Annotated in this window: 23 protein-coding genes; 15 read left to right on the forward strand and 8 right to left on the reverse strand. The window is 37.3% G+C overall.

Annotated elements, in window-relative coordinates:
• Nucleotides 1-2 precede the first annotated feature (2 nt).
• On the reverse strand, nt 3-1,511 hold the full coding sequence (locus BM012_RS04715; RefSeq protein ID WP_061803450.1) for a spore germination protein: 1,509 nt from the start codon (nt 1,509-1,511) through the stop codon (nt 3-5).
• Nucleotides 1,512-1,727: 216 nt separating this feature from the next.
• Here BM012_RS04715 and BM012_RS04720 point away from each other — a divergent pair, with 216 nt between their 5' ends.
• The 4 genes from BM012_RS04720 to BM012_RS25810 all read left to right on the forward strand — a co-directional run bounded on the left by BM012_RS04720 (nt 1,728) and on the right by BM012_RS25810 (nt 5,542).
• Nucleotides 1,728-2,366 (forward strand): DedA family protein, encoded by a 639-nt coding sequence (locus BM012_RS04720; RefSeq protein WP_061803451.1) that lies wholly within the window; start codon nt 1,728-1,730, stop codon nt 2,364-2,366.
• Between the two features lie 280 nt (nt 2,367-2,646).
• Complete coding sequence (locus BM012_RS04725) at nt 2,647-3,453, forward strand: TerC family protein (RefSeq protein WP_061803452.1); 807 nt, start codon at nt 2,647-2,649, stop codon at nt 3,451-3,453.
• A gap of 218 nt (nt 3,454-3,671) precedes the next feature.
• Nucleotides 3,672-4,403, forward strand: a complete 732-nt coding sequence (gene sigI, locus BM012_RS04730; RefSeq protein WP_225985064.1) for an RNA polymerase sigma factor SigI — start codon at nt 3,672-3,674, stop codon at nt 4,401-4,403.
• Complete coding sequence (locus tag BM012_RS25810; protein ID WP_061803454.1) at nt 4,400-5,542, forward strand: anti-sigma factor domain-containing protein; 1,143 nt, start codon at nt 4,400-4,402, stop codon at nt 5,540-5,542. The genes sigI and BM012_RS25810 overlap by 4 nt, the downstream gene beginning before the upstream one ends.
• A gap of 47 nt (nt 5,543-5,589) precedes the next feature.
• Here the strand turns inward: BM012_RS25810 and BM012_RS04745 are convergent, their stop codons facing one another.
• From BM012_RS04745 to phaQ, 3 genes are all read right to left on the reverse strand, one after another.
• Entirely contained in the window at nt 5,590-5,775 is a 186-nt protein-coding gene (locus BM012_RS04745; RefSeq protein ID WP_019392882.1) for an alpha/beta-type small acid-soluble spore protein, read from the reverse strand.
• Between the two features lie 106 nt (nt 5,776-5,881).
• Entirely contained in the window at nt 5,882-6,394 is a 513-nt protein-coding gene (gene phaP / locus BM012_RS04750; RefSeq protein WP_061803455.1) for a polyhydroxyalkanoic acid inclusion protein PhaP, read from the reverse strand.
• A gap of 115 nt (nt 6,395-6,509) precedes the next feature.
• On the reverse strand, nt 6,510-6,950 hold the full coding sequence (gene phaQ, locus BM012_RS04755) for a poly-beta-hydroxybutyrate-responsive repressor (protein ID WP_061803456.1): 441 nt from the start codon (nt 6,948-6,950) through the stop codon (nt 6,510-6,512).
• 297 nt (nt 6,951-7,247) lie between these two features.
• On the opposite strand from phaQ, the gene phaR reads away from it, so the two are divergent.
• The 3 genes from phaR to phaC all read left to right on the forward strand — a co-directional run bounded on the left by phaR (nt 7,248) and on the right by phaC (nt 9,950).
• On the forward strand, nt 7,248-7,964 hold the full coding sequence (phaR, locus tag BM012_RS04760) for a polyhydroxyalkanoic acid synthase subunit PhaR (RefSeq protein ID WP_061803457.1): 717 nt from the start codon (nt 7,248-7,250) through the stop codon (nt 7,962-7,964).
• Nucleotides 7,965-8,032: 68 nt separating this feature from the next.
• Nucleotides 8,033-8,776 (forward strand): acetoacetyl-CoA reductase, encoded by a 744-nt coding sequence (phbB, locus tag BM012_RS04765; protein ID WP_082802550.1) that lies wholly within the window; start codon nt 8,033-8,035, stop codon nt 8,774-8,776.
• A gap of 112 nt (nt 8,777-8,888) precedes the next feature.
• Entirely contained in the window at nt 8,889-9,950 is a 1,062-nt protein-coding gene (phaC, locus tag BM012_RS04770; protein ID WP_040058519.1) for a class III poly(R)-hydroxyalkanoic acid synthase subunit PhaC, read from the forward strand.
• 17 nt (nt 9,951-9,967) lie between these two features.
• Here the strand turns inward: phaC and BM012_RS04775 are convergent, their stop codons facing one another.
• Nucleotides 9,968-11,305: a (Fe-S)-binding protein gene (locus BM012_RS04775; RefSeq protein WP_061803459.1), complete on the reverse strand. Its 1,338-nt coding sequence runs from the start codon at nt 11,303-11,305 to the stop codon at nt 9,968-9,970.
• Nucleotides 11,302-12,714: a glycolate oxidase subunit GlcD gene (gene glcD, locus BM012_RS04780; protein WP_061803460.1), complete on the reverse strand. Its 1,413-nt coding sequence runs from the start codon at nt 12,712-12,714 to the stop codon at nt 11,302-11,304. Before glcD ends, BM012_RS04775 begins: the two co-directional genes overlap by 4 nt.
• Nucleotides 12,715-12,901: 187 nt before the next feature.
• On the opposite strand from glcD, the gene BM012_RS04785 reads away from it, so the two are divergent.
• From BM012_RS04785 to BM012_RS26285, 3 genes are all read left to right on the forward strand, one after another.
• Nucleotides 12,902-14,263 (forward strand): TrkH family potassium uptake protein, encoded by a 1,362-nt coding sequence (locus BM012_RS04785; RefSeq protein WP_061803461.1) that lies wholly within the window; start codon nt 12,902-12,904, stop codon nt 14,261-14,263.
• Nucleotides 14,264-14,377: 114 nt separating this feature from the next.
• The gene (locus BM012_RS26280; RefSeq protein WP_167360131.1) at nt 14,378-14,548 is read left to right on the forward strand and encodes a hypothetical protein; all 171 of its coding nucleotides are present in this window, start codon (nt 14,378-14,380) and stop codon (nt 14,546-14,548) included.
• The gene (locus tag BM012_RS26285) at nt 14,548-14,694 is read left to right on the forward strand and encodes a hypothetical protein (RefSeq protein WP_161939290.1); all 147 of its coding nucleotides are present in this window, start codon (nt 14,548-14,550) and stop codon (nt 14,692-14,694) included. The genes BM012_RS26280 and BM012_RS26285 overlap by 1 nt, the downstream gene beginning before the upstream one ends.
• 27 nt (nt 14,695-14,721) lie before the next feature.
• On the opposite strand, the gene BM012_RS04790 is transcribed toward BM012_RS26285, so the two are convergent.
• Nucleotides 14,722-16,491 (reverse strand): B12-binding domain-containing radical SAM protein, encoded by a 1,770-nt coding sequence (locus BM012_RS04790; protein WP_061803462.1) that lies wholly within the window; start codon nt 16,489-16,491, stop codon nt 14,722-14,724.
• 209 nt (nt 16,492-16,700) lie between these two features.
• Here BM012_RS04790 and BM012_RS04795 point away from each other — a divergent pair, with 209 nt between their 5' ends.
• From BM012_RS04795 to nadE, 3 genes are all read left to right on the forward strand, one after another.
• The gene (locus BM012_RS04795; protein WP_061803463.1) at nt 16,701-17,420 is read left to right on the forward strand and encodes a FadR/GntR family transcriptional regulator; all 720 of its coding nucleotides are present in this window, start codon (nt 16,701-16,703) and stop codon (nt 17,418-17,420) included.
• Nucleotides 17,421-17,582: 162 nt separating this feature from the next.
• Nucleotides 17,583-19,103 carry a nicotinate phosphoribosyltransferase gene (locus tag BM012_RS04800; protein WP_061803464.1) on the forward strand — a complete coding sequence of 507 codons (1,521 nt, stop codon included), beginning with the start codon at nt 17,583-17,585 and terminating at the stop codon, nt 19,101-19,103.
• Nucleotides 19,104-19,195: 92 nt separating this feature from the next.
• Entirely contained in the window at nt 19,196-20,029 is an 834-nt protein-coding gene (nadE, locus tag BM012_RS04805; RefSeq protein ID WP_061803465.1) for an ammonia-dependent NAD(+) synthetase, read from the forward strand.
• 36 nt (nt 20,030-20,065) lie between these two features.
• Here the strand turns inward: nadE and BM012_RS04810 are convergent, their stop codons facing one another.
• A complete protein-coding gene (locus tag BM012_RS04810; RefSeq protein WP_061803466.1) occupies nt 20,066-20,845 on the reverse strand; it encodes a YtvA family blue-light photoreceptor in 780 nt (259 codons plus the stop codon).
• 290 nt (nt 20,846-21,135) lie between these two features.
• On the opposite strand from BM012_RS04810, the gene BM012_RS04815 reads away from it, so the two are divergent.
• Together BM012_RS04815 and BM012_RS04820 are read left to right on the forward strand one after the other, a co-directional pair.
• A complete protein-coding gene (locus BM012_RS04815) occupies nt 21,136-22,917 on the forward strand; it encodes an L-lactate permease (RefSeq protein WP_061803467.1) in 1,782 nt (593 codons plus the stop codon).
• 122 nt (nt 22,918-23,039) lie between these two features.
• Nucleotides 23,040-23,756: a (Fe-S)-binding protein gene (locus BM012_RS04820; RefSeq protein WP_061803468.1), complete on the forward strand. Its 717-nt coding sequence runs from the start codon at nt 23,040-23,042 to the stop codon at nt 23,754-23,756.
• Nucleotides 23,757-23,766 lie beyond the last annotated feature (10 nt).

Consider the following 23,766-nt stretch of genomic DNA (forward strand, 5'->3'; position numbering starts at 1 on the left):
GTTCATTCCTTGTCTATATCTTTTGTTTTATTTCCTCTTTTTGGATTATATCTCCATTTGGAAAGAGGTCTTAAATAAGCTGGTCTTGCGGTTGAGAAGTTGTACGGTGGGCGAAACAGAAATCCCCACATATCTTTTGGACGGAACGGATATAGTGGAGCAAGATAAGGACTTGTGAGCGACTGAAGGCGCATTAAGTGAACGAGTAAAAAGACAATTCCGATCACAATTCCTAATCCACCTAAAAAAGCGGCTAAAATAATGAAAGGGAAACGCAACAGACGAATTGTATTAGACATGCGGGAAGTAGGTGTTGTGAAAGAAGCGAGAGCTGCTAGGGCGACGATAATTAACAACACACTACTTGTTAATGATGCTTCAACAGACGCTTGTCCGATCACAATACCTCCAACAATACCAAGCGTTTGGCCGATTTTAGTAGGTAACCGAGCTCCTGCTTCACGAAGGAGCTCAATGGTAATTTCTAAAAAGAGTACTTCGAGTACAGGTGGAAATGGAACGTTTGCTCTTGAATAAACAAGAGGGCCAAGCAGGTCTTTTGGAATCATTTCGTAGTGAAACGTTAATACAGCAACATACATAGCACTAGCAAAAATTGAAAAAGCTACAGCAAAAAAACGGGTCACTCTTAGAAAAGAGCCGATGATCCAAGGTAAATAATAGTCTTCAGGTGAAATGAAAAAATCAAATAGAGATGAAGGACCTGTAATTGCATAAGGTGAACCACTTGTGAAAATAACAAGTTGACCATTTATGAGCGTCTGGATGGCACGATCAATTCGTTCTGTTCCAAGGAAAAGTGGAAAAGGGGTGTTTTGGTTATCCGAAAGAAGCTGATCAAGAAGAGAGCCGTCAAATACAACATCAAAATCAATATTGTTGATTCGCTCTGTTGCATTTTCAATATGCTTCTCATTTGTAATGCCTTCTACATAAACAATGACAATACGTGATTTGGATAAATTACCAAGAGAAACTTCTTTAAATGATAGCTTTTCTGTTACGAAAGTTTTCCGTAACATATATAAATTCATATCAAGATCTTCCACAAATCCAAGCTTTGGGCCAGTTACACTAAATTCATTTTCAGTATCATTTTCAGTACGAAAGCCGCCTTCAATATTCAGAACTTTAATAAGTGCACATTCTTTTTGTTCTTTATATATTTGAAAAGCAATATAGCCTTCAAGCAACTTATCCATTACTTTTTTTCCATCTGATGTAATCGTGACATCTTCATATGGGATATATGTCTTTAAATCTTCGAGTGTTTTGATATCATCACGAGCGCGTTTTACACTACAAATGAACTGCTCCTGTAAATCTTGGGCATCAATGAGAGATTTATAATAAGACATAACAAATATGTTTTCATCATCTCCAATTGAAACAGGTAAAAAGTCACTTGATGAATGGAGAATTTCGAGCGCTTCTGGAACAGAAAGCTTTATTTCTTCTTTTTTGGATGAGCCTCTAAGCCATGAAAACATATAAAATCCCCCGTTGCATTTATCATTGGCTATATTCTTTGTTGCTTTTTTCTTCCTTATACAAAATATAGAGAAAAGAATAAAAAAGTTGTCAATATTTGAAGATAAAAGCGAAACTTTCTTTCATCCCGTTCGTTTTATAGCTTGTATATTAAGAAACTTTTCTTTATGATAAATATTGGATTTTAAATAAAATAGGTGGTGAATGTTTCCTTCATGGAGCAGATGATTTTAGATTTTATTGAGTATTTTAAAAGTCTTTCCTACTTCGGAATTATGCTTGCTTTGACATTTGAATTCGTACCAGCAGAGCTTGTTTTACCTTTAGCAGGAACATGGGTACAAGATGGAGATATGAATTTATGGTTAACCGTTTTAGCTGGAACAATTGGAGGAGTAACAGGTCCACTTACTCTATATGCTGTAGGTCGATACGGAGGCCGCCCTTTTCTGCAAAGGTTTGGCAGGTTCTTTTTTATTAAAGACAAACAGATTAATGCAGCGGATGCTTTTTTCCAAAAGCATGGAGCAATTGTTGCCTTTACAGGGCGATTTCTTCCGGGGATTCGAACGTTGATTTCCATTCCTTGTGGAATGGCGAAAATGAACGTTTGGGTATTTAGCGTTTATACCTTCTTAGCAATGCTTCCTACAACGTTTTTTTATGTATATATTGGCTATAAGTTCGGAGATCAAGGTAAAGAGATTGCTTCCAAACTTCTTGATGAATATAAATGGGAAGTTATTATTGGCGTGGTCGTTCTTATTGTTATTTATGCTCTTATCAAAAAGAAGCGAAAGAAAGCTTATGAAAAATACAATGTAAAAGACTTCACGTCTAAAAAAACAGAATAAATAAAAAAGCCTATCTTTTTTTATTGACATGTAAGTCATATCCATTTAGAATAAAATTATAATAAAATATAAATTCCTTCCACGTAAAGGGGAGTAGCGTCAGGGAAACCTGAAATATAGTCGTCATTACATGAACATTGTGTTCATCGGCTGTATTGGCATATATATGCTTAGCAAGACCTTTGCCATATTTGGCAAAGGTCTTTTTTATGTGTTTTAGACCTTTACGTAGGGAATAGCAACTATAGATAGAAAGGCAAAAAAGAGAGGAGCAAAAGGATTGGATACATCACTATTACTTGAGTATGGCTGGGTGTTACTTGTCTTAATTGTTTTAGAAGGAGTATTGGCAGCAGATAATGCACTTGTGCTTGCTATTATGGTTAAGCACTTGCCTGATGATCAACGTAAAAAAGCATTGTTTTATGGATTAGCGGGGGCCTTTGTTTTCCGTCTTGGTTCATTATTCATTATTTCTTTCCTTGTTGATGTTTGGCAAGTTCAAGCAATTGGAGCGATTTACTTATTGTTTATTGCATTTAACCATTTGTTTAAGAAATTTGTTAAAAAGAAAGGCGATGAACATGGAGAACCAGATGAAGAAGCGCTTAATAAGAAGCGAGCAAAATCTGGTTTCTGGGTTACAGTCTTAAAAGTTGAGCTTGCAGACATTGCGTTTGCTGTTGATTCGATCTTAGCTGCAGTAGCTTTAGCAGTAACGTTACCTCCAACAACTTTCCCTGAAATTGGAGGACTTGACGGAGGTCAATTTGCTATCATCTTCCTCGGAGGATTAATTGGTTTAATTATTATGCGTTTTGCTGCAAATGCATTTGTGAAGCTTCTGAAAACACGTCCAGGTCTCGAGACAGCTGCCTTTCTAATCGTAGGCTGGGTTGGTGTGAAACTTGCTGTTTACACATTGGCACATCCAGAGTTAGGGGTTATTAACGAACACTTCCCTGAATCAAAACTATGGAAAATTTCATTCTGGATTGTGTTAGTTTTAATTGGTCTTGGTGGATGGTTCTTATCTAAAAAAGAGCCTTCACATGAAAAGGACCAGAAAAAAGAAGCAACATACTAACTTCATTTAAGGAAGTTATTTATAAAAGATAGGGAAAGAGAGCAATGAGTGTGCTAAGTAAAAAAGCATGTGTCATTACTCTCTTTTTTTATGTGAGATTGTGGAAAAAGCACATCTTTTTGCGTATAGTCACCTTGTAAGTGTTAATGTATAATAAACAATTACTTGGAATATACCCTGAAATAGGACATTAGTCGCGAATACTTTATGAAAAGAAGGTGAGATCAATGCTGAGCATTCTATTTGGAGTGAAACGGAAACACACGGTAGAAGAGCTTGTTATGCAGGCTCAGAATGGTGATGATATTGTGCAGAACGAGCTTTTAGAACAGTATAAGCCGTTTATTGCAAAAACGGTGTCAAGCGTGTGCAAGCGCTACATATATGAAACAGACGATGAATTTAGTATTGGTCTCATTGCTTTTCACGAAGCTATCGAAAAATACACCGTTGCAAAAGGAAGTTCTTTCTTAAGTTTCTGTGAATTAGTGATAAAAAGACGTGTTATTGACTATATACGCAAAGAAGTTCGTTCACGTCAGCTGCAGGATCCATCAATTGATGATAGTACACAATATGATGCAGACTTGTCGATAAACTACCATTCACAAAAGCTTGAGCAAGAAATGAGAAAGGAAGAAATCATTCACTACAATGAGCAGTTAAAGCTTTTTAGTCTCTCATTGGAGGAAATTGTGAATGAAACACCAAAGCATAAACAGGCGAGAAAAAATGCAATGGAAGTTGCGGAGTGGATTGTTCGTCATCCTGATGTATTAGAAGCGCTCTTTTTGAAGAAAAGGCTTCAAATTGGGAAAATCGAAAAAGGTGTCCATGTTAGCCGGAAAACCATCGAGCGCAACCGAAAATATATTATTGCAATGACGATAGTTTTAGCAGGAGAGTACGTGTATTTAAAAGACTATATAAAAGGGGTGCTCACATCTTGAAAAAAGGTATTGTGATGGATATAAACCGTGAGTATATTGTTGTACTAACCCCTGATGGTGAATTTGCAAAAGCGAAGCGAGAGAAAGCGACGTATGAGCTTGGCGAAGAAGTTCCCGTTAAGCTTTATTCATCAAGAAAACAGCAAAATCAGCAAAGACAGCATTCAAAGTGGAGAAGGATGGCTTTTACAAGCTTAGTAATTGCAGCCGCTCTTTTATTATTTTTTATTCCCTTTGGTCAAAACAAACAAGAAGTGTTCGCTTATGTATCAATTGATATTAACCCAAGCATTGAAATCGGGGTTAATCCTTCATACGAAGTAATTTCACTAACAGGATATAATGAAGAAGGAAAAGAGATTATTGCAAAGTTAAAGAAAAAATGGAAATATGAGTCATTTAAAAAGGTAGCAAATCGAATTTTAGAGAAAAGCAAAGAAGAGGGCTATCTTCATAAAGATAAGGAAATTCTTGTCACGACTTCTTATAGAGATGATACTAGTAAAGAAAAGGAAAACTTTTCAAAAGTTGTCAAAGACTCAACAAAGACATGGCGGGAGTCAGAATATAAATTTGTTCAAAAAGATTGTTCCTTTAAGAAGCGAAATGAAGCTCAAAAGAAAGGACTCTCAGCGGGCAAATATATAGAAGAAAAAGATCCGGAAAAAGACCCAAAAGATCAACAACTTGAAGATAATGATGATGTGTTAACCGAAGAAACGGAAGAAGATGAAAAAATAGAAAAAGAAGAAAGTAAAGAAGAAGAGACTGATGTGGAAGAAGAACCTACATCTTCAGAAGAGGATGTAGAGAAAGATGAACAAGAAACAAAGCCAGAAGAAACAGAGCAAGATTCCAAACAAGAAACAGAAGAGGATGAAGAAGAAAAAGAAACAGAAAAAGACGAGGATAATGCTCAACCAACAAAGCCAAATGAAAATCAAAGTGAAGCAAATAATGAAGAAGTTCCAGAAGTTCCAAACTCAACACCTGAGGATGAGAACCAAAAACCAGCTGAACCTTCTAAGCAGCAAGGAAAAGACGAACAAACTGTACCGCCTCATTCTGGATCAAAAGGGCCTCCACCTCATGCTGAAAACGAGAATAGCAATCAAAATGAAGAAACAGAAGAAGAATAGCGCAAATGAAAGGCACAAGCAATTGCTTGTGCCTTTTGCCATTCATATTATTTTAGGTTGTTTTGCTGTGCTTGTGCAATAAGGCGTTTTGTGATTTCGCCACCAACAGAGCCGTTAGCACGAGCTGCTGTATCAGATCCTAGCGTTACACCAAACTCTTGAGCAATTTCATATTTATATTGATCAAGAAAGCTTTCAACACCCGGTACAAGTAATTTATTTCGACGAGCCATCTCGTTCACTCCTTTTATACATTTACAGCGCTCAGGCTGTATCTATAGTATAGGAGTTACAATACGAAAAATACCTGTTATCGCTTTCCAAGCAAGGAATAAATGCTTATTTCGCTAATGTATAAGGCTCAATTGATTGAAGAAATGTTTTTTGGAATGACTTAAGTTGATCCATATAATTTTCAGATGCTGATTGCATCTCAATACGAAGTTTATGATGTTCGTTCACAAATTGTTGAACAGATGCTTCATATTGTTCTTGAGCTTGTTTAATGAAATTATAACCAGCTTTTTGTTGTTCAGAAGAAAGCTGCTTCATTTTTACCATTGCTTCATTTACACGCTGCATCCATTGGTCATAAGATTGAGCAACACTTTCTCCTGCTGTTTTGCGGATGTTTTCAACTGTTTGAGCTTGAACTTCCTGAAGTTCTTGTTGCCATTGCTCATCTGTTTGTTCCACTTGTTCCATTGCTTTTTCAACAAATTGCTTTTGACCAGAAAGAGCCTTAAGCGTCCATTCTTCGAAGTTTTTGCTACCTTCTAGAAGAGTGTTAAATCCTTTAGACCATTGATCCCACATCATATCGATTACTGCATCATACTTAACGTTTGCCATTGCGTATTTCCTCCTTTGGATAATGAAAAAGTAAGCGGAGCGTGAAGGTGCAATAATCTAAAAAGAACAGTCATAGTTGTCTATCTCACGATCCATTGTATCTAGAAACACAGCCTTAAACCTGTGAATCTTCTTTCGATTGCTTTTCTTCTTCTTTTTCTACTTTTTTTGAAGAATTGAAAGGGAAAAACATGTTTGCGTAAAGATCAAAAAATGAATTTAACATGCTTTGGTATTGCTCAAGAGACTTAGCCCAGATTGTTAAATACTGTTCCCCAGCTTCTGTTATAGAATAAATGCGTCTTGCTGGTCCGTCTGAAGAAGTATCCCATTCAGACTTTACGAGTTCGTCTTTTTCCAACTGACGAAGAGTACGATAAACGTTCCCTTGATCAATTGATGTAAATCCAAAGTTCATAAGCTGTTGAATAAGCTTATAGCCATGTAGATTCCATTCCCGCAAACTCAGTAGTAAAAACGGAATCATTAAATTTTTTGGCGCTCCACCTAACGATTTGTCAGCCTCTTTTTTTGGTTTTGTTTCTTTCGATGACATCGTACCCCCCCAATCTAGAATAATAAGCTGGTATGAGTAGATGGAATGTTTTTCTATGTCTATAAGTGTAATTTACACCTACATGATGTGTGTGTCAATAAAAAAATTCTGAAGTTTAACAATTAATTGAAGAGTTTCGACAACATTCTCCAAAAAACATCAAAATATATCAAAAATTTAGAATTGTTTATTGTCAGAAAGAATTCTATAATGAATATATACCCTTTCCACATATTTTAGATTGTTCAATTTTTCTCAAGGAAAGGTCATCATCGAGAAAAGAAGGGAGTGGAGAAAATGGATCAGCAAAAATTATTCGACCCGTTTTTAGCATGGAAGGATATGTATGACAAAACTGAATCGTACTGGGGAAAGGTTTTAGGAGAAAACATGAAGAAGGATGAATTCTCTGACTGGATGGGAAAAGTATTAAACTTAAATCTTCAGTACCAGCAAGCTGTTAATGAAGTAACAACAAAATGCTTGGAACATATTAACATTCCTTCGAAAGAAGACATTGCAAATGTAGCAACTCTTGTTGTAAATGTGGAAGAAAAGGTGGATTTTCTTGAAGAGCGCTTTGATAATCTCGAAGATGAGCAAAGCAATGCGCCAAACTTCAAACGAGAATTTACGAAAATCAAATCTGATGTGAAAACATTAGATAAGAAGCTTGACCAAGTAGTTCAACTCCTACAAGCGCAACAGCAATTACAGGAAACGTTGCCAGAAACGTTACGGGAGGAACTTTCTTCTCAAAACGAAAAGATTAAAAAGCTTGACCAAGTAATGGAACTTCTACAAGCGCAACAGCAACTACAGGAAGCGTTGCCAGAAACGTTACGAGAGGAACTTTCTTCTCAAAACGAACAAATTCAGTCTGTTATTAAAGATAATGTGAAGCAATCTGCAGGAGCAGAAACGGCTGTATCTTCTGAAAAGGGAGAAGCAAAAACCCAAAAACCGGCTGGAAACTCACCAAAGCAACAACAGCAATCTTCATCAAAGAAATAAAGTTAAGTATAAAAACGTCAAGATAAAGAGAAAAAAACAACTAGTTTAAAACAAAGGGGAGAATGATGTTGACTTCATTACAGGGAAAAGTAGCAGTCGTAACAGGTGGATCTAAAGGAATCGGAGCATCTATTTCAAAGGAATTGGCGAAAAACGGAGTGAAGGTTGTTGTCAACTATAACAGCAACAAAGAAAGTGCAGAAGAGATTGTAAAGCAAATTGAAGCAGATGGTGGAGCAGCGGTTGCTATTGGAGCGGATGTTTCTTATAGTGAACAAGCTAAACGCCTTATTGAAGAAACAAAAGAAGCATTTGGACAGCTTGATATTTTAGTAAATAATGCGGGCATTACACGCGATAGAACGTTTAAGAAGCTTGGGGAAGAGGATTGGAGAAAAGTTATTGATGTAAACTTAAATAGCGTCTACAACACTACTTCCGCAGCCCTTACATACCTTTTAGAATCAGAAGGTGGGCGAGTAATTAACATTTCTTCCATTATTGGACAAGCAGGAGGATTTGGTCAAACAAACTATGCTGCTGCGAAAGCTGGTTTGTTAGGATTTACAAAATCTCTAGCTTTAGAGCTTGCACGCACAGGCGTAACAGTAAACTCAATTTGTCCAGGATTCATTGAGACAGAAATGGTAATGGCTATGCCTGAAAATGTACGTGAACAAGTTATTTCAAAAATCCCTGCGCGTCGTCTCGGTCATGCAGAAGAAATTGCTCGTGGCGTTTTATACTTATGCCAAGATGGAGCTTATATCACAGGTCAAGAGCTAAGTATTAACGGCGGTTTATATATGTAAGTGACCATCAAGACGTTGTCTGCAACATGATAGCGTCTTCCGTCAGGTTATATAAAAAAATGAAAAGGAGTGAGTACGTGTGTCAATTGGAACTAGACCATATGCAGAGCAGATGGAAAAATTGTTAGCTACAATGCCGAAGGAATATAAACATTCTGCTCGACGCTTTAAACGGGCAGTGGAAATTTTAACAACAGAACCCGAGCCTGAAGTAGGGTTAACTCCTAAGGAGACAATTTGGAAGAAGAATAAAGCAAAGCTTTATAGATATGTGCCAAAACAAGAAACTACTCACCGTACACCTATCTTAATGGTATACGCTCTTATCAATAAACCGTATATTCTTGATTTGACAAAGGGGAACAGTCTTGTAGAATATCTTCTTGATCGCGGATTTGACGTGTATCTATTAGATTGGGGCACTCCTGGGCTTGAAGACCAAGATATGAAGCTTGATGATTATATCTTAGACTACATTCCAAGAGCAGTGAAAAAAGTGTTGCGTACGTCAGGAGCTAGTGATTTGTCCATCTTAGGATATTGTATGGGTGGAACGATGACGTCTATCTTCGCTTCTCTACATGATGATTTACCAATTAAGAATCTTATTTTTATGACTAGTCCTTTTGATTTCTCAGAAACAGGACTTTATGGTGTGTTCTTAGATGAACGTTACTTTAACCTTGATAAAGTAGTTGATACACTTGGGAATATTCCTCCTGATATGATTGATTTTGGGAATAAGATGCTTAAACCGATTACGAACTTCTATGGCCCATATGTTACCCTTATGGATCGATCAGAAAATCAGCGTTTTGTTGAGAGCTGGAAACTGATGCAGAAGTGGGTAGGAGATGGTATTCCATTCCCGGGTGAAGCTTATCGTCAGTGGATTCGCGATTTCTATCAACAAAACAAGCTAATTAAAGGTGAACTTACTGTAAGAGGTCGAAAAGTAGACTTGTCTAAAATTAAAGCAAGCGTTTTAAATATTGCGGCAGATCGAGATCATATTGCAATGCCGCAGCAAGTAGAATCACTAATGAATGTTATTTCTAGCAAGGACAAAGAATTTAAGCTTCTAAATACAGGGCATGTTTCAGTTGTATTTGGACCAAAAGCTGTAAAGGAAACATATCCTTGCATTGGAGATTGGTTAGTGAAACGTTCGTAACACAAAAAGCATGCTCTTTAAAGAGCATGCTTTTTATATTCCAAAGCTTCTTTTAATAAATCGACTAAGTGAACAGCTCTTATTTTATCACTAAGTCCTTCTCGTTCAATACCGAGCTTCATTTGGAGCAGACAGCCAGGATTTGTTGTTACAACAGTTTGACAATATGTTTTTTGCACAGAGCTCATTTTGCGGTCTAAAATTTGCATTGACATGTCTGATTCTAAAATATTATAGATGCCAGCAGATCCACAGCAGCTTTCTGCGTTCTCCATTTCGATATAAGAAACGTTAGTGAGAGAGCGTAATAGCTTTCTTGGTTCCTCATGTATGTTCATCACGTTGCGTAAGTGACAAGAATCTTGATACGTAATAATTTGAGGTGGAAGGGCAAGCTCTTTTTTATGGAAGTCCAGCTCTACTAAGAGGGAAGAGATATCTTTTAGTTTATGAACGAAAGATTGAGCTCGCTTTTTCCATTCTTTTTCATCTTGAAGGAGATGAGCATAATCAATAAGAAAACCTCCACACCCTCCAGCATTTGTAATAATATAGTCTACGTTCTCTTTTTCAAAAGCCTCGATGTTTCTTTTAGCAAGTTGTTTAGCACCGTCTTTTTCCCCACTGTGCCCGTGAAGAGCTCCACAGCACACTTGTGTTGAGGGGATTATTACTTCACACCCAGCGAGCTGCAGAAGTTCTGCTGTTGCTTGATTAGTTTTTAAAAACATAGTATCCATTAAGCAACCTGAAAAAAAGGCTACACGCTTTTTAGCATATCCAACAGCATGCAAATGGCGAGGTCTTTTCCTTATTTCTTTTCGTGTTGGAACTTCAGGCAATACTTTTTCCATTGTTCTTAGCTGCTCGGGAAGAAGGTTAATTAATTGGGTTTTTCGAGCCAGTTTTTGTAGGCCTGACTTTTGGTACATATGAAGAAGCCCAGTTGCTTGGCTTATCCTCTCTTGGTGTGGGAAAAGTTCATTGAAGACAAATTTTCGGACGGTTTTTTCTTTGAAAGATTTTTTCTTTGTTTGGTTTATAATGTACCGTGCATCTTCTAGAAGGTGACCGTATTTTACTCCAGAAGGACACACAGGTTCGCAAGCTCTGCAGCCAAGGCATAAATCTAATGAGCGCTGGACATCTTGATCAGGTTCTATCATTCCATCTGAGACAGCTTTCATTAGAGCAATACGACCGCGTGGTGAGTGTGTTTCTTTATAACCTGATTCAATATATGTTGGACATGAAGGAAGACAAAATCCGCAGCGCATACAGTTAAGAAGTTCATCACTATCCATTTCTTTTGCAAAGCGCTCCATCATTTCAGTCATCTGTAATGTTTTATTCATGAGGAAATAACCACCCGTTTTTTTGTGTCTTTAGCAAACAGCTTACCAGGATTTAAAATGTTTTGAGGATCAAAGCTTTTCTTCAAATTTTGCATCGCTTTTATTCCTTCTTCTCCAAGTTTCCATTCTAAATAGGGAGCCTTCATTTCACCTACTCCATGTTCTCCTGTAATTGTTCCACCAAGTTCGAGAGCGCGCGCGAAAATGTCTTCAAAAGCTTGTTCAACACGGTGCATTTCTTCTTTGTTTCGTTCATCGGTAAGGCAAGTAGGGTGAAGATTGCCATCACCTGCATGACCAAATGTACAAATGGTAATATTATATTTTTGAGCAATTTCTTTAATCGAAAGTACCATTTTCGCTACTTGTGAGCGTGGAACTGTTGCATCTTCTAGAATAGTTGTTGGCTTAAGACGTGCTAAAGCGCTGAGAGCAGAACGACGGGCTGTTCTTAAAGCTTCTGCATGCTCTTCTGAAGATGCCACGTCAACAGAAATGGCGCCGTGAGCTTGGCATAGAGAAGCAATGCTATCCATTTCTTTTTCTACAACATGGAGGGGGCCATCTTGTTCGATGAGCAGAACAGCTTCTACATTTGTAGGAAGACCAATATGAGCAAAATCTTCCACAACTTGAAGGGTTGGTTGATCTAGAAATTCAAGTGTTGTAGGAATGATTTTATGGGCAATAATACTTGAAACAGAGCGTGCAGCACTTTCTAAATCATTATAAAGAGCAAGCGCAGTCTTTTTACTTTGAGGTTTTGGGATGAGCTTTAACGTGGCTTCTGTAACGATGCCAAGCGTTCCTTCAGATCCAACAAAAAGGCGGGTTAAATCGTATCCAGCAACGTCTTTTGCGAGCTTACCACCGGTTTTGATGATATCTCCGTTGGCAAGCACAACTTCGAGACCTAAAACATAGTCCCGTGTAACACCGTACTTTAAGCCGCGAAGACCTCCGGAATTTTCACTGATGTTGCCACCGAGTGTAGAAATTTTCATGGAGCTCGGATCTGGCGGATAGAAAAGCCCTCTTTTTTCTACCTCTGTAATAAAATTCAAAGTGATAACACCAGGTTGAATAGTGGCAGTTAAATTATCTTCATCAATTTCTAAAATTTTGTTCATCTTATGAAAGAGAAGAACAATGCCTCCTTGAGTTGGACAGGTGCCCCCGCAAAGGTTAGTTCCTGAGCCTCGTGGTACGATTGGAATGTTATAGGAAGAACACACTTCTACAATTTTTTTGACGTCTTCTGTACATGATGGGGCCAGGACAGCATCTGGAAGAGCTTGAAAACCAGGAGTAGCATCATATGAATAGGCAAGAAGGTCTGCTTTTGAATCGTAATAACTTTCTTGGCCAACAATAGAGATAAATCGTTGTCTAGCTTCCGGTGAAATCATACGTTTTTTCCCTCCATTTACACTTCACAAGAAATTGAGTTCTTATGGTAATAGATGTTAGCGAAACGATTACTTATGAAAACGCATTACATTATAATTGTAACTTAAATTTGTGTAAAAAGTCTTTTAATAAGAAAGAAAGTGTGGTAATAATGTTGCAGTGGGTTTGAAGAAAGAAGGTCAAAACATGTTATTAAGAAAATATAATAAAACGGTACGGGAGTTTTCACCTGCACAAATTATTGTGCTTTTTTACATAATGGCAGTCACCATTTCTTTTTTGTTATTGAGTCTACCAATTGCTCATAAACAAGGGGTACATGTTGCAACAATTGATACTCTTTTTGTAGCGATCAGCGCCGTGAGTGTAACAGGACTTTCTCCCATCTCAACAGTTGATACGTTCAGCACAACAGGGATGTTTATATTGATGTTTGTGTTTCAATTTGGTGGCCTTGGTGTAATGATGTTGAGCACGTTTATTTGGTTGATCGCAAGAAAGAAGATTGGGCTGAAACAGCGCCAGCTTATTATGACTGATCAAAATCAATCGAATTTATCAGGATTAGTAAACTTAATGAGACAAATCTTATTTATCATTATTATTGTTGAGTTGATTGGTGCTCTTCTTTTAGGGATTCATTTCTATTTATATTATTATCACAGTCTTCCTGAAGCTCTGTTAAGAGGGCTTTTCGCGTCTGTTAGTGCGACAACAAATGCAGGATTCGACATTACAGGGAACTCTCTCGTTCCATATGCAGATGATTACTATGTGCAAATGATTCATATCTTCCTTATTGCACTTGGAGCTATTGGTTTTCCTGTTTTAATTGAGATTAAACAATTTTTTCTAAACGTAAAATCAAAGCGAAAATTCCGCTTCTCGCTTTTTACAAAGCTTACGTCTTCTATGTTTCTTTTACTTCTTGTGATTGGTACGATTGCTATTCTTCTCCTTGAAGGAAATCATTTCTTAAAAGGAGAATCATGGCATAAAAGTTTTTTCTATGCTCTATTTCAGTCATCTTCAACAAGAAGTGGAGGACTTGCTACAATGGACGTTTCAGAGTTTACAACCTCAACTCTTCTTGTTTTAAGTGCGCTAATGTTTATTGGGGCTTCTCCAAGTTCAGTAGGAGGAGGTATTCGAACAACAACATTTGCTCTTAATATCCTGTTTATATATAACTACGCACGTGGAAAAAAGCAAGTTCGTATCTTTAAAAGAGAGCTGCATGAAGAAGATATTATAAAATCACTTGTTGTAACAATCATAGGAGTTGGACTTTGCTCGATTTCAGTTATTATATTAAGCGTCCTTGAGCCATTTCCGCTTGTGAATATTATGTTTGAAGTTTGTTCAGCTTTTGGGACAACAGGGCTTTCAACAGGGATTACAGGAGACCTGAGTAATATTGGCAAGATTATTATTATGATTTTAATGTTTATTGGTCGCGTTGGGATTTTACTTTGCTTGTTTATTTTAAGAGGAAAAGGTGTTCAACCTGATTTCCATTATCCGAAAGAACGAGTTATTATTGGATAAAAAAAGCCGAAAAAAGAAAGATTCTTTTTTCGGCTTTTTTCTATTTATTTCATCTTATGATTTTCTCTTTACTGCTCCAAACTAAAGGTAGAATCTAAAAAAGAAGGTGAAAAAATGCCAAAGCGTAAAGTTTCTTTTGACGCAGCAAAGACGAACAATCAAACTCCAACTGAAAGTATGCCAGACACTGAATTTTCCGCAGAGTACAGTGGGGAAGACAGCCACAAAGCAGCAAATCGTAACTCTAAGAAAGGCCGAAAAGGTAAGAAGGGGAGTTTTTCGTGATGAAGAAGAATGAAAAACGTTCAAGAGATGAAAAAGAAAGTGCTATGCATGAAGAATTTGGTCCTGAGCTTGGAGACTATAACTTCATGAAGCCTTATGAAGGAAGCATTGAACGAAAAGCGGAGTGCGAACGTAAGAAAAAGTAAAAGAAGCAGCATGCTGCTTCTTTTTAATTATCCTACGCTTGATAAATTGAAGGAATCAAGCGTGCTCATATATAGTTTTGTTTTCTGTTGTTTTTGATCATAATACGCCATTACGAGCGTTTTTTGTTTTGTTAAAACCCCTGTTTTTTGATATTTAGTGTAATCAAATGGTAAAACTTCAAGAACAGTATGCTTGTACAAATCCTTTTCATCAAGTTTCTCTTCTTGAAATTCTTTGCCTAGTAGGAGCGGATTTTTCAGTATCTGTTGATAATACTTTGAACGATGATCTTTTGCTACACTAGAGCGCCACCAAGGCTTTCTTGGCTTGTAGCGCTGGTTTGCTAAATAGTCTATTTTCATAAATCCTAGTACTACGTCTTCTTCAGGAAAATCTTCAGTTAGTAAGTATTCTTGAAGACGTTTAAATAAATCTTCAAGCTGATGGCCAATACGACTCCAACCTTTTTCCTCCCAGAACGTTCCAAACCTTTGGAAGAAATCAAATGGGGATTCATAATGATGATTCACTAAGTAATGAATGGTTTCATCCATACGGTGGGCATTCCAATACTTTTCTAAAATATCTTCTACTTGTTTAATACGTACAACTTCATCAAAAGAAAGAACGTTGTTCGAGAGCATTTCATAAGGAGCTTGATCCATATACACATACCCATATTTTGAAGCCTCTAGGCGCAGTCCTGTTCCTCTAAGCAATTTTAAAAAGCCAAGCTGAAGCTCTTCTGGATGAAGTTGAAAAACATCATTAAACGTATTGCGAAAAGATTCGTAATTTTCATCTGGAAGTCCTGCGATTAGGTCTAAGTGCTGATCAACTTTTCTCCCTTCTTTCACCATGGTAACCGTTCTTGTAAGCTTAGCAAAGTTTTGCTTTCTCTTTACAAGTTCATTAACTGAATCGTTTGTAGATTGAACGCCAATCTCAAAGCGAAACAGTCCTTTCGGAGCATTATCATTTAAAAACTGAATAACTTCAGGTCTCATAATATCTGCCGTTATTTCAAATTGGAAAACTGTTCCGGGGATATACTCATCAATTAAAAACTGGAACATTTCCATTGCGTAGCTTCTGCTAATGTTAAAGGTACGGTCTACGAATTTAATCGTTTTGGCACCATTTTTCATGAGATAACGAATATCGTCTTTCACTTTTTCTCGATCAAAGTAGCGCACGCCAACTTCAATAGAAGAAAGACAAAACTGACAGCTAAAGGGGCAACCACGGCTTGTCTCAATGTACACGACGCGTTTTGAAAGATTTTTAATATCTTCTTCAAACCGGTATGGAGAAGGCATTTCACGCAAATCTACTTTATTACGCTGTGGGCTTATATGGTAGCTTCCATTCTTTTTGAATGCAATACCGCTCACATCTGTGAAGTTTTCTTGCCCATGAATTTCATCAAGAAGATGTTTAAACGTTTTTTCTCCTTCACCAATAACAATAAAATCAACATCAGAAAGTCGATCAAGCCAATATGTAACATCATAGGTTACTTCAGGACCCCCTAAAATAATTTTGGTGTGGGGACTAATTTTTTTAATCATGCTTATTACTTTAATTGTTTCTTCAATATTCCAAATGTAGCAGCTGAATCCGATAATATCAGGTTTCTTTTGGTAAAGATCAGTCACAATGTTCATTGGAGGATCTTTAATCGTATATTCAGCCATTTCCACAGTATAATCAGGCTCTGCGTACGCTTTCAAGTAGCGTAGTGCAAGGTTGGTATGAATGAATTTAGCATTTAATGTTGCGACAATAATGTTCACAAGAAAGAAACTCCTCCTTAGAATTAGGGTGAAATTCGCGTTAACAAATGGTAAACTAATTCCTATCAATAGTTCATTTTATCACATTTTAGCCTTGTAACGAGGTTTTCTATACGTGCAATCATCTTTCCTTCTTACTTTAAGTGGTGATTGTATGATCGACATGTTTTCGTTACAATAAGGGCAGTAACAAGGCAGAGGTGACGGCTTTGGAATATAAGAAAATTAAACCAAGGAAAATTTATGAACAAGTAGCAGAAGAGCTGCTTTTAAATATAAAAAATGGGGATTTGAAACCTGGTGATAAGTTAGATTCTGTATGGCAGCTTGCTGAAAACTTTCAAGTTGGCCGTTCTGCTATTCGCGAAGCACTAAGTGCATTAAGAGCAATGGGACTTATTGAAATGAGACAAGGCGAAGGCACCTTTGTAAGGGAATTTGATCCATCTATGATTTCTCTCCCTATTACAACAGCCGTTCTTATGAAGAAAGAAGATATTGAAAACTTGCTAGAAGTTCGAAAAGTGCTAGAAGTTGGGGCATCAGGGGCTGCAGCATCAAAGCGAACAGAAGAAGATTTAATAAATATGAAAAACATATTAGAAAAAATGATGAATTCTGTTGGTGATGAGGAACTTGGTGAGAAAGCTGATTTTCAATTTCATCTCGCTGTTGCGAAAGCTTCTCAAAACCCCCTTTTAGTAGGACTTATGAACAATGTAGGGGAAATGATGCTTCAATCAATGAGGGAAACAAGGAGAGTATGGCTGTATTCTAAAGAAACCACTTCTCAGCGCCTTTATGATGAGCATATGCAAATTTATAAGGCTATTGAAGCAATGGATGTTAGGCGAGCCCAAGATTTAATGATTTCTCATTTAATGAGTGTTGAAGCTGTTTTACTAGAAAATGTTGTTGAGGAGAAGTAAAATAGCAGGTGGGAAAAATAATAGAATTAGTTCGATTTAAAAAGAGTTCAGCTTTTTTATATAGTAGCAAGTTTAACATTCTTCTAATTATAGAGGAAATAGGTTGCACTCACCATGAATTATGTGAACGAAAATAACCAATTGTCGGTGGAGGAACAGGAAATGGGTAAATGCTACCAGGATGATAGTTTAGCACTTCATACAGATTTATATGAAATTAATATGGCGAAATCGTATTTCAAAAACAACATGCACAATCGTCGAGCTGTTTTTGAAACGTTTTTCCGCAAAATGCCTTTTGGGGGAGGATATGCGGTTTTTGCGGGTCTTGAACGCGTAATCGATTATTTAGCAAATTTTCGTTTTAGTGAGACAGATCTTGATTATCTATATAATGTACTAGGATTTGAGGAAGAGTTTATTGATTATTTGAAGGGCGTACGTTTTTCTGGGGACGTTCAGTCTGTTGTAGAAGGAGAGATTATTTTTGCCAATGAGCCAATTATGCGAATTGATGCTCCTCTTTTACAAGGACAGCTTATCGAAACGCCGCTTCTTAATATTTTAAACTTCCATCCCCTTATTGCGACAAAAGCATCACGCATCAGGTTAGCTGTGGGAGCAGATACGCTTATTGAAGGAGAAAATGCGCCAGCGCTTATGGAATTTGGCTCAAGACGGGCCCATGAATTAGATGCCGCTCTTTATGGAACAAGAGCAGCCTATATTGGTGGGTTTGATTCAACAAGTAATTTGCGCGCAGGAAAGATCTTCGGCATCCCTGTTTCAGGTACTCACGCACATGCCCTTGTTCAAGTGTATCGTAATGAGTATGAGGCTTTCAAACATTATGCTGAAACGCACAAAGACTGCGTATTTTTAGTTGACACATATAATACGCTCCGCTCTGGCGTGCCAAACGCTATTCGCGTTGCAAAAGAAATGGGTGACCGTATTAACTTTATTGGCATCCGTCTTGATAGTGGAAAGCTTCAATATTTGTCTAAACAGGCCCGAGCAATGCTTGATGAAGCAGGGTTTCCAAATGCGAAAATCTTTGCTTCAAACGATCTTGATGAGTATTCCATCACAGATTTAAAAGCTCAAGGAGCTAAGATTGATGGCTGGGGGGTTGGAACAAAGCTGATTACCTCTTATCAACAGCCCGCATTAGGAGCTGTATATAAGCTTGTTTCAATTGAAGATGAAAACGGGAATATGGTAGATACAATTAAACTGTCAGAAAACCCAGAGAAAATTTCAACCCCAGGTTTAAAAAGCGTATATCGTATTGCAAATACGATGAATGGAAAATGGGAAGGCGATTACATTGCAATGGAAAATGAAAAGCCAAACGAAGAAGATCATTTAAAAATGTTCCATCCTGTACATACGCATGTAAGTAAATATGTTACAGACTTTAGAGCAACAAACATTCATCAAAACATCTTTGCTGGAGGGGAGCTTGTTTATAAAGAGCCGTCCATTGAACAAATGAGAGCATACTGTCTGCAGAACCTCCAATATTTGTGGGACGATTATAAAATTATCTCAAAATCAGATGAAGATGTATCAAGACCAACAGAATATCCTGTTGATTTAAGCACAGAATGTTGGCAGAACAAAATGCACAATATTGAGGAAACGCGCAGAGAAGCGACAAGAGTCATGCAAACACGTTAATGAGTTTAAAAAACTTTCCAATGTGTTACAAAAGAAATAGGGAACATTAATAAGAACTATCGTGAAAAGCTGGAAGGGGAGTTAAGAAAACTATGAGTGATTTACAAAAACGTATTATTGAAGAAATGAATACAAAACCATCTATTGATGTACAAGAAGAAATTCGTAAGAGTGTAGACTTTTTAAAAGACTATATGAAACAATACGACTTTTTAAAAACATTTGTCTTAGGAATCTCTGGTGGACAAGACTCTACATTAGCAGGAAAGCTTGCTCAGATGGCAGTAGACGAGCTCAATGAAGAGGTTGGAGAAGGAAAGTATGAATTTATTGCAGTTCGTCTTCCGTACGGAACACAAATGGATGAAAAAGATTGTCAAGATGCGCTTAAATTTATTCAACCTAGCCGTACAGTGACAGTGAATATTAAAGGCGCTGTTGATCAAATGCTTGTTGCTGTTGAAACAGATACTGGTGATTCAGTTTCTGACTTTAACAAAGGGAATGTGAAGGCAAGGCAGCGTATGATTGCTCAATATACAATTGCGGGTATGTATAGCGGAGTTGTAATTGGAACAGATCATTCTGCTGAAGCTGTAACAGGTTTCTATACAAAATATGGTGACGGTGGCGCGGATCTTGTCCCGCTATTTCGTTTAAACAAACGTCAAGGTAAGATGCTTTTAAAAGAGCTAGGCTGTCCAGAGCATCTTTATAATAAGAAACCAACAGCAGATCTTGAAGAAGATCGCCCACAGCTTCCTGATGAAGAAGCACTTGGTGTCACATATGATCAAATTGACGATTATCTAGAAGGAAAAGACGTAGGAAAAGAAGCAGCAGAGAAAATTCAAGCACATTTCCTTAAAACAGAGCATAAACGTCATCTACCAATCACTGTTTATGACGATTTCTGGAAGAAATAAAAAAGCCAGCGGAGAAGTAACTCTTCGCTGGTTTTTTTAACCTTTAAGCTGTTTGATTGCATCTTTTACATTTAGGAACGTTTGAAGGGATGAAAAATCAAGATTGAGTTTCTCTGTTTTGATAGCAAGCTCTGGCTTTATTCCAGTTAAAATGAGATCTGTTCCCATTAATTTGAGAAGTTCATGAAATTTAAAGATTTTATGTGCGGCATGTGTATCAATCCCGATGAGACCTGATAAATCCATCACAAGAACATCATCTTTAGCATTCGTTAAGTAGTGACTTACTTGGTTAATCATTTCTTCATATCGTTCTTCTGTAAGTGTTCCGATAATAGGAAGAACAGAGATTTTCTCAGCAATTGGAACAATTGGGGTTGAGAGAACGGTTAGTTCTTTTAAAGCTTCTTCTAGAAGCTGTTTATAGTTTTCTTGCACCGTAATATCTTTTTGTATTCCAACAAAATACCATTTTTGATTTTCCTCAGAATAAACAGGATCAATCGCAAGCTCATTCCAAAACATACTTCCGTCTTTTCGATAGTTTTGAATTTCAATAGAAATTGGTTTTTTTTGTTGAATTGCTTTTCTAACTTCTCGAACTGTTTCTCCATTTGTAGCTTCTCCTTGTAGGAAACGACAGTTTCTTCCAATGACATCTTCTTCATCATAGCCTGTTAGATTCAAAAATGCCTGGTTTGTATAGACAATAGGATTATCGGGAAGTGAAGGATCTGTAATAACGACACCCACACGTGTGTAATCAATTGCTTTTGAAATTAAGTTGTTCTTCAACTGGGGTTGATTGTTTTCCATAAATATACGAGAACCCTCCTTAATAGCCTAGTTTTATTATAACGATTTTATATCATTCATAAAAGCTTAGCGATGCTATAGCTAGAAAAGAAAATAGGATAGATAATCAGATATGGATAAGAAAAGAACCTTCATTTCTTCTCATTATCTCCCATTCATATATTTTTAGAATAAAAAGGAAAAAACATTTTTAAGTATTGTTATTTGTAAGCGTTTTCTAATATAATTATATATGATTACTTTTAGTCATCTGATGACCGTATGTTATAAGGAGAGGGAGGAATTTAGCAATGAGCATGGGGATGCTATCACTGCTAGCGGTTGTACCTATTTTTTCAGTTTTCTTGTTTCTTGTTGTTTTGCGTTGGCCAGCAAATAAGGCAATGCCTTTATCCTTACTCATTACAGCTGTAATGAGCTATGGAGTATGGAAGGTGCCGCTGACAGATATTTTAGCTGCAAGTGTAAAGGGAGTTGTGTCTGCTCTTGAAGTTGGTGTTATCGTTTTTGGAGCTATTCTCCTTTTAAATATGTTGAAGGAAAGTGGAGCAGTATATACGATTCGTCGAGGTTTTATGAGGATTACTCCTGATCGGCGTATTCAGGCAATCATTATCGCCTGGTTTTTTGGCTCATTTTTAGAAGGAGCAGCAGGATGGGGATCACCAGCAACTGTTATTGCTCCACTTCTTGTAGCCGTTGGATTTCCTGCACTTGCATCTGTAATGGTAGCCCTTATTATTCAATCAACACCTGTTTCTTTCGGAGCAGTTGGAACTCCAATTTTAACAGGAGTTGGAACAGGGTTAAACGGTTCAGATCTTGTTGATAAACATATTACAACTCTTGGCACAACATATGAGCGCTATCTTATTGATATCGGAGGACAGGTAGCAATCATCCATAGTATTGCAGGAATTTTTATTCCACTTTTCTTAGTTGCTATGCTCACAAAATTTTTCGGTGAGAAAAAATCATTTAGAGAAGGTTTTGCAGTTTGGAAGTTTGCTCTTTTTGCAGGATTTTCATTTACGGTTCCCTATATGCTTGTAGCGGTCTTTCTAGGTCCTGAGTTTCCTTCCCTTATTGGAGGACTTGTCGGACTAGCTATTGTAATTCCTGCAGTTAAAAAAGGTTTGTTTGTACCAAAAGAATCTTGGGATTTTGAACATAAGGAAAAATGGAGTAAAGAATGGAGCGGAACGTTACAAATAAAAAATGAAAAGCCTAGTCGTTTTATTTCACCCCTTTTAGCATGGGTTCCTTACATTATTGTAGCTGTGTTTTTAGTTATGACAAGAGTTAACTTTTTGCCATTTTCATCTTGGTTGAAAAGCTGGGAAGTGGGAGTAGACCATTTATTTGGAAGTGAAATTGGTTTTTCTACAGTTCCGCTTAATATTCCTGGAGTTGTGTTTTTACTTACAAGCTTTATCGTATTCTTTCTTCATAAGATGGAATGGAAACGTGCTAAAAAAGCGATAGGAGAATCAGGGAAGACAGTAAGTGCTGCTATGGTTGCTCTAATCTTTTCCGTACCAATGGTTCAAGTTTTTATTAATACAGGAGGAAGTTTAGAAGGATATATTAGTATGCCGCTAACAATAGCAGAGGGAATTTCAGGGGTTTTCAATGAGAATTGGCCTCTTATTTCACCAGCAATAGGAGCACTTGGAGCTTTCGTAGCTGGAAGTAACACGATCAGCAATATGATGTTTGCTCTTTTTCAATTTGGAGTAGCAGATAATATTGGCGCAACTCCAAGCGTTATTGTTGCTTTGCAAGCTGTAGGGGGAGCTGCTGGGAATATGATATGTGTGCATAATGTTGTAGCTGCATCAGCTGCCGCAGGTTTAGCTGGAAAAGAAGGTTCACTGATTCGCAAGCTTCTTTTACCGATGACTTTCTACGTCTTCATTACAGGGGCAGCAGGGTATATGATTCTATATGGAATGGGTTTTAACATGGGTACTCTATTATTTGGAGGAATAGTAGCAGGACTCATTATCACCATCATTTTGCAAACAAGAAAAACAAGGGTATATGAAAAAGAGGAGCGTAAAAGTATATAAAAAGTAGCATAATTCATAAATTAACAGTACGATTATGGTAAAATATAGATTACGAATATTCTTATATTTAAATAAGTTAAACATAAGTCATCAGATGACCTGTTTAATGCGGAGGGATAAAAATGAAAGTATCCATATTTGCAACGTGCCTTGTCGACATGTTTCAAACAGAAGTAGGAAAAGCAACAGTGGAGCTTTTAGAAAGATTAGGATGTGAACTTGATTTTCCGATTACGCAAGTGTGTTGTGGACAGCCTGCTTATAACAGCGGATACGTCAAGGAAGCGCGAGAAGCAATGAAAAATATGATTCGGACATTTGAGCATGCCCAGTATGTTGTCACACCATCAGGATCTTGTGCAACGATGTTTTGCGATTATCCTCACGTTTTTAAAAATGACAGCGAGTGGCGTGAAAAAGCTGAGAGCTTAGCAGCTAAAACGTATGAGCTTACTCAGTTTATTGTTGAAGTATTAGGAGTCGAGGATGTAGGAGCAAAGCTACGAGGAAAAGCGACTTACCATACCTCTTGTCACATGACTCGGCTTTTAAAAGTTGGAGATGCCCCGTTTAAGCTTTTACAGCATGTAGAAGGTCTAGAAGTTGAACCGCTTGTTAATTCACACAACTGCTGTGGTTTCGGTGGAACATTTGCGGTGAAAATGGGAGATATCTCTGAAAGAATGGTAGATGAAAAAGTGAACCATATTGACGAGTCAGAAGTAGACTATTTAATTGGTGGAGACTGTGGCTGTCTGATGAACATTGGCGGAAGGATAGAACGGAGAGGAAAGGAAATCAAAGTGCTTCACATTGCGGAAGTATTGAATAGCCATTAGAAGGAGGCAG

Source organism: Priestia endophytica DSM 13796 (assembly GCF_900115845.1).
Classification (GTDB): Bacteria; Bacillota; Bacilli; order Bacillales; family Bacillaceae_H; genus Bacillus_I; species Bacillus_I endophytica.

Coding starts and splice junctions, on each gene's coding strand:
- BM012_RS04715 (WP_061803450.1), bottom strand. CDS start 1,511: ATGTTTTCATGGCTTAGAGGCTCATCCAAAAAAGAAGAAATAAAGCTT.
- BM012_RS04720 (WP_061803451.1), top strand. CDS start 1,728: ATGGAGCAGATGATTTTAGATTTTATTGAGTATTTTAAAAGTCTTTCC.
- BM012_RS04745 (WP_019392882.1), bottom strand. CDS start 5,775: ATGGCTCGTCGAAATAAATTACTTGTACCGGGTGTTGAAAGCTTTCTT.
- phaP (WP_061803455.1), bottom strand. CDS start 6,394: ATGGCAAACGTTAAGTATGATGCAGTAATCGATATGATGTGGGATCAA.
- phaQ (WP_061803456.1), bottom strand. CDS start 6,950: ATGTCATCGAAAGAAACAAAACCAAAAAAAGAGGCTGACAAATCGTTA.
- phaR (WP_061803457.1), top strand. CDS start 7,248: ATGGATCAGCAAAAATTATTCGACCCGTTTTTAGCATGGAAGGATATG.
- phaC (WP_040058519.1), top strand. CDS start 8,889: ATGGAAAAATTGTTAGCTACAATGCCGAAGGAATATAAACATTCTGCT.
- BM012_RS04775 (WP_061803459.1), bottom strand. CDS start 11,305: ATGAATAAAACATTACAGATGACTGAAATGATGGAGCGCTTTGCAAAA.
- glcD (WP_061803460.1), bottom strand. CDS start 12,714: ATGATTTCACCGGAAGCTAGACAACGATTTATCTCTATTGTTGGCCAA.
- BM012_RS04785 (WP_061803461.1), top strand. CDS start 12,902: ATGTTATTAAGAAAATATAATAAAACGGTACGGGAGTTTTCACCTGCA.
- BM012_RS26280 (WP_167360131.1), top strand. CDS start 14,378: ATGCCAAAGCGTAAAGTTTCTTTTGACGCAGCAAAGACGAACAATCAA.
- BM012_RS26285 (WP_161939290.1), top strand. CDS start 14,548: ATGAAGAAGAATGAAAAACGTTCAAGAGATGAAAAAGAAAGTGCTATG.
- BM012_RS04800 (WP_061803464.1), top strand. CDS start 17,583: ATGGGTAAATGCTACCAGGATGATAGTTTAGCACTTCATACAGATTTA.
- nadE (WP_061803465.1), top strand. CDS start 19,196: ATGAGTGATTTACAAAAACGTATTATTGAAGAAATGAATACAAAACCA.
- BM012_RS04810 (WP_061803466.1), bottom strand. CDS start 20,845: ATGGAAAACAATCAACCCCAGTTGAAGAACAACTTAATTTCAAAAGCA.
- BM012_RS04815 (WP_061803467.1), top strand. CDS start 21,136: ATGAGCATGGGGATGCTATCACTGCTAGCGGTTGTACCTATTTTTTCA.
- BM012_RS04820 (WP_061803468.1), top strand. CDS start 23,040: ATGAAAGTATCCATATTTGCAACGTGCCTTGTCGACATGTTTCAAACA.